We start from the raw sequence: 7,958 nt of genomic DNA on the forward strand, positions 1-7,958 counted from the left end.
TCGTCCCTTTCAGTGCAACTCCGGCGTTGCCAGCGGCAACCCCGCCAGCAAATTCTGCGGCTTCATCCGCACCGCCCCGTCGGACCCGAGGCCAAGCAACAGCCAAACGGGCTGGCCCGCCAATTCCGGGCGGACGGCGGCGGGATCGGCGAAATCGAGGCGGAAAACCCCGATCAACGTCGCCGGTGCCGCTTGGCCGCGCCAAAGCGCATTGCCGATCGCCGTGCCGTTGGGATCAAGCCCAACATACCAGCGCAGGTCCACATCCTCAACCTTCGTATGGGGCGTGACCGTCACCTCGGCCCCGGTCATGTGGCGGATAAAGGCCGCCAAGGCCCCCGCCATGCCACGCCGCGCCTCGGGATCGCCGCCGAAGTTGTAGATCATCGTATGGGCATCCGAGCGCGACCAATAGGTCCACTCGTTGCCGCCACCCAGCACATCAAGGCTGTCGACCCCGCCTGAAAACATCGCCATGAGGGGCGAGGCATGCATATCGGCCTCGTAGAGCGTGACCAACTCCTCATCAGCCAAAAGCACGACGCCATCTTTGACATGCGCGCGTTGCGGCCGGAACAGGCATTCGGCGGCGCGCAAGACCTGCGGGTCGTCGCAGCCATCCAGCGCGTTGCGCAAGATCAGCTGCACAAGCTGCGACAGAAACACGACCGGCAAGCGCAGCCCTTCGTGCATGATGGCGGCATAGCCATCCTCGATGGTTCCGGCGCGGTCCAAGCGGTCGCGCAAGGTGAGGAAAAACTCCCAATTCTCCCGCGCATCAGGATCGGCTATCGCGGCCAATTCCAGCGGTGGCACCGGGCTGCGCGGCTTGGCCATGAGGCGCGCATGTACCGCGCGTTCGGTGGCGCAAGCCTCGGGCGGGGGAACAATCTCGGGGCGGGCCAGCCATGCCAGCAACAATTCATCCGTCACCAGCATGCGCCCAGCGCGATCCAGCCGCGCAAGGTGATGGCCCGAGGCAACCCAAAATTCCGGCATCAGTCCTGACCTCGCAATTGAAACAGATCAACGTGATCTTCCACCTCTTCCTCGAAGAACTGGAAGGCCCTGTCATGGCCCATCAGATGGGTGGCGGAAAAGGCGGTCTCATCACGCGGGCGCAGCGTGCGGAACTGCTCGCGGATATCGCCATCATCGCCCCGCTTGCGATGCAGCGCAATCAGCGTGCCGATCCCGTGTTCGGCGCAAAGGCTTTCGGCCAGCGCCACCTCCTGTTCCGCGGCAGGGCGGGCGATGTCGATGGAGGGCGCGCCCAAATGCGCCACGAACTGGCCCGCCAAGGTCTCGACCATGGTGGCGCGCTCATCGGGACGCGCTTCTTGCACGGTGACAAGCGTGGAATGGCCAAAGCTGTCCACACCCAAAAACCCCGAGCGAAAGGCGATAGCCTCTTTGCGCGACAGGCTGTCAGCGGGCCTATCCCAGAACAAAAATGTCCCCGGAACGGCCCATTCCCCCGGTTCGGCGGCGGTCGCGAAAATATGCTTGTCCGACGGGTCGAGCCGAATCGTACGCGGCAGCCGTGTCACAGCTTTGGACCCTTCTCGTCGCGCCAAACCTGCGTTGCGATTGCCTCGCGGATCGGCGGGAAGCTTTTGCTGCCACCTGCGGGCTTGATCTCGATCATCCGGTCGCCGTCGATCCGGCGCACACCGCGCAGCAGCGGCGGATCGACCCGCATCAGGTAACGGTTCGACACCGCCGCAAAACCTTCATGCGCCCAGCGATCGAAATACAGCATGAGGTAAGAGGCAAAGGTGGAAAGGATATCTTCTGCCGCGTCAAAAGATTCCTCTTTCAACGAGGTGGACTGGGGATATGCCCCCGCTTCTTCGATTTGGTCGCGGTCGGCGATCAGCTCGGCGGCAAAGACCATCCAATCAGGCACCGCATCATCAGCTGTGCCGGGCGCGATGGCAAAGCGCCCGCCCCCGATGCGCGCGGCATCATAGGTGACTTGATCGGGCCAAGTGAGCCGCACCGGGCGTTCGGGCGGGCAATGAGCGGCAAGCGCATCCCCAAGCGCGGTCATCCCGAGCAAAAAGGCCAGCTGTGCCTCAACCAAGGGCTGTTCTGGCTCAAAAACCACAGCGAAAGCCAAAAGGCCGGGGGATTGGTGCAACACCAGCGTCCCTGCCCCTTCGCTGGGCGCCAAAGCGACCGCCGCGGCAAGCACATCGCGCTGGGTGGTGCGATGCAAAGTGAATGGGGGCGGCAGATGCACCCTCGATCCTTCAAAATCATCCGCTATCTGATGCGACATTCGTTTTTCCTCCCGAGAGCGCTACCCATTCCTTTAGGATCGGATTACACCGCGATTGAGATAGTCCAGCCGCACGCCAGACGAAAGCCCCATGCCACAGACCCCAGAAACCCGCCTGATCTGCACCTGCGAAGGCACGATGAGCCTTGCATCCGAAACACTTGGCGCGACGGGCAAGCCCGCCAGCCAATTATGTCGCGCGCAACTCGATAATTTCCGTCAGGCCTTGGGCGAATTTGCCACAATTACGGTCGCCTGCACGCAAGAGGCGCCCCTGTTTGCCGAAGTGGCCGAGGACGCAGGTTTTGCCGGCGTGCTGCGCTTTGCCAATATCCGCGAAACGGCGGGCTGGTCGGCTGAAGGCGCGCAAGCCACACCCAAGATGGCCGCCTTGCTTGCGATGGCCGAGACGGCAGGATCGTCATTCGAGACGCTCAGCCTTGAAAGCCGGGGCGTGGCGCTTTTGCTGGGACGGGACGATGTGGCACTTGAAGCCGCGCGCCAATTGTCGGGCGTGTTGGATTTGACGGTGCTGCTGGTACCGGGTGCCGATGTCGCCCCACCACGCCAGACGACATGGCCCGTGCTGCAAGGCAAGATCGCGCGCGCCGTTGGCCATATGGGCGAATTCGAGCTGACCGTTGATGCCTATGCCGCGCCTGCCCCATCATCGCGCGCGCGGCTAGAGTTTGGCCCGGCGCGCAATGGCGCGGTGTCGCGCTGTGATCTGGTGCTGGATCTGACCGGCGGGCAGGCGTTGTTTCACCACACGCGCCCCGGCTATCTGCGCGCCGATCCGCGCGACCCTGCCGCTGTTGCGGCGCTGGTGGCGGAAGCCGGGCAAATGGTCGGCGTCTTCGACAAGCCCAAATATATCGATTTCATCCCCGATCTCTGCGCGCATTCGCGCAACAAAAAGACCGGATGCACCCGCTGTCTTGATCTTTGCCCGACGGGCGCGATCCTGTCTGCGGGCGATAGCGTGGTCATCGACCCCGCAATCTGCGCAGGATGTGGGCAATGTGCGGCCGCCTGTCCGACGGGTGCGGCCGCTTATGCGCTGCCTGTGGTGGCTAGCCTTGCCGCGCGGCTGCGCGCCGGCCTGTCGGCTTGGTTCGCAGCCGGTGGCCGCAGCGCCCCTGTCATCTTGTTCCACGATGAGACGCATGGTGCGGCGCTGATCGACGCGATGGCGCGTTTTGGCCGTGGCCTTCCCGCCCATGTCATTCCAGTGCAAATCAACGAACCCAGCCAAATTGGCCCGGAAATCATGGCCGCCGCCCTTGCATGGGGTGCGGGCGGGGTGCGTGTTCTGGCCCAAGACAGGCCCGCCCATCCGCTGGACGGGCTGACCAACACGCTTGAGCTTATGGGCGCGATCTGTGCCGCAACCGGGCTGTCCGAAGAATGCTGCGCGCTTGTTCAGACCGATGATCCCGATGCGTTGGAAACCGCGCTTTGGCACAAAGCCACAGATGCCCGCGCCGCACGCTCCAGCTTTCTGCCGCCCGAGGATAAGCGCGGGCTTTTGACCTTGGCGATGGAAGAGTTGAACCGCACCGCGCCGCGCCCAACCGCGCGCATCGATCTGCCCAAAGGGGCACCCTTTGGCAGTGTGCAGCTGAACCTCGATAGCTGCACGCTGTGCCTTGCTTGCGTTGGTGCTTGCCCCACCGGGGCACTGGGTGACAATCCCGACAAGCCGATGCTGCGCTTTACCGAAAGCGCCTGTGTGCAATGCGGGATTTGCGCCGCAACCTGCCCCGAACAGGCAATCACGATCGAGGCGCGGATGGATTTCGCCGCTTGGGCCAACCCCAAGCGCATCCTCAAGGAAGAAGAGCCGTTTTGCTGCACCGCTTGCGGCAAAGGCTTTGGCACCGGGTCGAGCATCCGGCGCGTGATCGATCGGCTTGATAGCCATTGGATGTTCTCGGGCGAGGATGGCGCGGCGCGCAAGCGGCTGCTGACGATGTGCGACGATTGCCGCACTAAGGAAGTGGTGATGGCGGGCTTTGACCCGCATGAGCCGCCTGCCTAGAGCGTGTCGCGTTTGATCAATCCGCTGTATTCACCGCAACAGGCGAGGCAGCGTTTGCAAGGCATAACGCGTTCGCCTGTTGCGGTGAATGCGATAGAACGCGACACGCTCTAAGCGGCTGATCGTGCCTTAGACAGCCAAGGCCGGGGGTGTGTCGGTTGCCGCTGCCAGACACCATGCGATGGCTTGCGCTGGATCGGCCGCCACCTCGGTGGCCAGCCCTTCGGCAAAGTCGCGAAAGGCAGCAAGATTGCCCTGTGACACCGTCGTTAAAACCGGCACGCCCGCGATCAGCGCGCGGCCGATCACCTCGCGAAAGCCACCGCCCTCGGCCTCTTGCTTGCCGAATTTGTTGATCAGCATGATCGTGGCGCGGCCTTGATCGAGAACGCTTTCGACACGCGCGACCGCATCGGCCAGACCGCGCGGATCAAGACGGCAACCCCGCGCATGGCGGCCACGATCCTCGGAGATACGCAGCACATCCTCGCGGCCCAAAATCCGCAGGTCCATATGGCAATGCCGTTCAGGGTCGTGTTCGACATTGAGTTGCAACGCACCGACAACGGCGATCCCGCGCGCGCCAAGCCCTTCGGCGATCGTGATCATCAAGCGGTCGCCAGCGCCCCGCCCCGATGAAATGATATAGCCAAGCATCAACCGCCCCCCGCGCAGGCCACCGCGATAGCGGCCATTGCTTTGCTTAGGCAAGCGCGCGCGGCCTTGTCAACGTCAGCGGGTCAGCGCGGATCAAAGCCCAGCGCGCGCAAATCGCCCGCGCTTTGGGCCAAAGCGGTCGTGAACGCCGCGATGGCCGCACCATCGCGGGGGTCTTCCCAGACCGCGAAATCATAATGCTCATCGGCGACAGGCAAAAATCCCAAGCCCAGCGCCTCGGCCACGGGCTTGATGGCAATGCCCCAATCCGCCCTGCCCTGCGCGATGCTGGCCGCAACCGCGTTATGGGAATTGGGTTGGTTCCAATACCCCTGTGGCCGCGCCCCAGCCAGCAATCGGTCGATCAAAACCCGCGTGCCCGCGCCTTGGTTGCGATTGACCATGATCGCATCACCATCGGCCAGCGCGACGGCCAGCGCATCGTTCAGGTCACGCCCTTCGAACCGGGGATCGCCTTGGCGATAAACGATGCCCTGCAGACGCCGCCAACCGGGGATCAGCCGCATACCATCGGCCAGAAACGGGGTGTTGAAGGTATCGGTCGCAGGATCAAGTAGATGGATGGGGGCAATATCGCATTCGCGCCGCTTCAGCGCCGCCAGCCCACCTTGTGACCCCGTGGCAAGGATGCGCGCCTGCAACCCCTGCTCGGACAAGCGCCCCACGACCGCATCAAGCCCGATACAATGGCTGCCGATCACGGCAAGCGCGGGTGCCACGATGCTGGGACCAAACAGCGTGACCTCGGCCATCGTGCCGGGGGCAAGGCTTTCGACAAGCGCAGGCACAGTCAGAAAACCATCGGCCTGTGCAAAGGCCGTGACCGCGCCCGAGCCCTTGGCGACCGGATGGGCAACCGGGCCATCTGGCCCTTCGGTCAGGGCCACCATGGCGAACTCAGTGCGCCCAAGCTCGGACGTCAGGCGCAGGGGCAAGCGGGCCGCAACCCGCGCGGTACTATGCGGCGGCAATCCGGCCATGATCCGCAGCGCGGGCGCGACCAACTCGTGAAAGGTGAACATGGCCGAGGTCGGGAACCCCGGCAAAACCACCACCGGTTTGCCGTCACACACCGCAAGGCAAAGCGGCTTGCCGGGCTTGAGCGCCACGCCATGCGCAATGATACCCGGCGCGCCCAAACCCGCGATGACCTTGGTCGTCAGATCACCCGCACCCTTGGATGTTCCCCCCGACAAGATCAGCGCGTCATAGGCGGCAAAGGCCGCTTGCACCGCAGCGGTAAGCTTTTCGGCATCATCGGGGATCGCGCCCAGATGCACCGCCTCGCAACCATTTTCGCGCAGTGCTGCCGCGATCACAGGGCCGTTGGAATCGTAAACCCCGGCAGGGCGGAGCGGTTGACCGGGTTGGACCAGTTCATCGCCTGTGGATAGTACCGCGACCCTTGGCCTGCGCCAGACAGGCGCGTGGTCAAGCCCCACGGCGGCCAGCATCGCAACCTCGCGTGCGCCGATCACCGTGCCTTTGCGCAACAAGGTTTGGCCACGCGCGATGTCAGACCCCGCAAAGGAGATAAACATGCCGGGGGCCAGCGCGCGGGCGACCGCGATCCCATCCCCCTCGGGCTCGGTATGTTCGATCATCACCACCGCATCGGCCCCGCGCGGGATCGGCCCACCCGTTGCGATGGGGGTTGCGGTGCCGGGCATGACGGGCAAGCCGGGCGCTGTGCCGCAATGGATCACCTCCGCGTTCAGGCGCAGGCGCACGGGTTCGGCATCCGAGGCATCGAACAGATCGGCTGCGCGTACAGCAAAACCATCCACCACCGCGCGATCAAAAGGCGGCGCATCAACCGGGGCCGCGACATCGCGCCCTAAAACACGCCCTAACAGGAGATCAAGGCCCAGCTCTTCAACCCCAAGCGGACGGGGGCGCAGCGCCGCCAAAAAACCCGCCTCTGCCGCATCACGCGACAAGATTTGTAGGAATTGGTCCTGCTGCGGTGCGCTGGATAAGGGGGGAGAGGCGTCTTGCATCAGCTTCGACCAAAGGGAGAGGAAAGGGATATGCCAGCAAGCGTCGCACCCGCTGGAAGGCCCTCGCTTTCCGGCGGGAGGATGGCGAAGGCATCCGCCGTGGCAAGGGCTGCCAAGGTCAATGTACCGGCCGGGCCGGGCTGCCAGCTTTCACCTTGCCGGGTCAACAACACCAGATCGGACATGCCAAGCGCTGACGCCACCTTGCGGGTCAGGGGCCGCGCAAGGCTAAGGGGTGTGGCCATGCTCAACGCCGCCATGGCAGGCACGGCCAAGGCAAGACAAGCCGCCACCATCCCATCAAAGCGTCGCGGCACACTGAGCACAAGTGCACCATCCTCGCGCGCCAGCCAAGCCGTTTCGGCGGGCGAGAGCGCAAGGCGCTGCTGGGTGCTGTTTGTCGGACGCAAAACCAGATGCGGCGCGTCATCCACGATCTGCGCGCCCAGATTGGTCAAAAAGCGACGCGCAAAAGCGGCCTGCACTGGGTCAAGCAGCACGATGGACACGCGCGGACGGCGAATGCTGCACTCGCTCAGGCCCGAAAGTTCTGCCACAAGGCAAAGCCGCGCGCTCACCCATGCACCGGCAGGCGCGATCAGCGTATCCGCGCGACCGTCATGACCAGCGCGGCGCACGCCGTGGCCGGGGCTGACCGGGCGTATCGCCTCCCACCCCGCTAGGGTGGCTTCGACACCATCGGGTGGCAACACCGCATCCCTGCCCGGTGGCAAAAGATCGGCGGGCAAAAGGCGCAAAGGCGCATGCAGCGCGATTGGCACATCCGCACTTGCACCTGTCAAATCCAGCGCCGTCACGGCAAAGCCCTCGCGCAGGGCTTGGGTCGTTGGGGGCATGTCGCTGGCGAAATGCAACGCCTCGGCCAGAACAGCGCCAAGCGCATCGGACATTGCCAAGCGCTCTGCCGGAACAGGGGCGACATCGCGCAGCGCCA

The 7,958-nt window shown here is 64.3% G+C and carries 7 protein-coding genes; 1 reads left to right on the forward strand and 6 read right to left on the reverse strand.

Features of this window, described 5'->3' with window-relative positions:
- Window positions 1-9 precede the first annotated feature (9 nt).
- The 3 genes from KG698_RS13560 to KG698_RS13570 are packed head-to-tail and all read right to left on the reverse strand — an operon-like array spanning window position 10 to window position 2,284.
- The gene (locus tag KG698_RS13560; protein ID WP_213686106.1) at window positions 10-999 is read right to left on the reverse strand and encodes a DUF6352 family protein; all 990 of its coding nucleotides are present in this window, start codon (window positions 997-999) and stop codon (window positions 10-12) included.
- Window positions 999-1,550, reverse strand: coding sequence for a DUF6505 family protein (locus tag KG698_RS13565; protein WP_213686107.1), 552 nt, complete (start codon window positions 1,548-1,550; stop codon window positions 999-1,001). Before KG698_RS13565 ends, KG698_RS13560 begins: the two co-directional genes overlap by 1 nt.
- On the reverse strand, window positions 1,547-2,284 hold the full coding sequence (locus KG698_RS13570) for a biotin/lipoate--protein ligase family protein (protein ID WP_213686108.1): 738 nt from the start codon (window positions 2,282-2,284) through the stop codon (window positions 1,547-1,549). Before KG698_RS13570 ends, KG698_RS13565 begins: the two co-directional genes overlap by 4 nt.
- A 91-nt stretch (window positions 2,285-2,375) precedes the next feature.
- On the opposite strand from KG698_RS13570, the gene KG698_RS13575 reads away from it, so the two are divergent.
- Window positions 2,376-4,325, forward strand: coding sequence for a 4Fe-4S binding protein (locus KG698_RS13575; protein WP_300984042.1), 1,950 nt, complete (start codon window positions 2,376-2,378; stop codon window positions 4,323-4,325).
- Between the two features lie 129 nt (window positions 4,326-4,454).
- Here KG698_RS13575 and KG698_RS13580 read toward each other — a convergent pair whose 3' ends face one another.
- The 3 genes from KG698_RS13580 to KG698_RS13590 all read right to left on the reverse strand — a co-directional run.
- Entirely contained in the window at window positions 4,455-5,036 is a 582-nt protein-coding gene (locus KG698_RS13580) for a DUF2478 domain-containing protein (RefSeq protein WP_300984044.1), read from the reverse strand.
- 29 nt (window positions 5,037-5,065) lie between these two features.
- Window positions 5,066-7,003 carry a molybdopterin biosynthesis protein gene (locus tag KG698_RS13585; protein WP_213686109.1) on the reverse strand — a complete coding sequence of 646 codons (1,938 nt, stop codon included), beginning with the start codon at window positions 7,001-7,003 and terminating at the stop codon, window positions 5,066-5,068.
- Window positions 7,003-7,958 (reverse strand): hypothetical protein (locus tag KG698_RS13590; RefSeq protein ID WP_213686110.1); only part of this gene is annotated, 956 nt, incomplete at its 5' end. The genes KG698_RS13585 and KG698_RS13590, both read right to left, overlap by 1 nt.

The sequence above is a fragment of the Roseicyclus sp. genome (assembly GCF_018402035.1).
In the GTDB taxonomy this organism is placed as follows: domain Bacteria; phylum Pseudomonadota; class Alphaproteobacteria; order Rhodobacterales; family Rhodobacteraceae; genus Roseicyclus.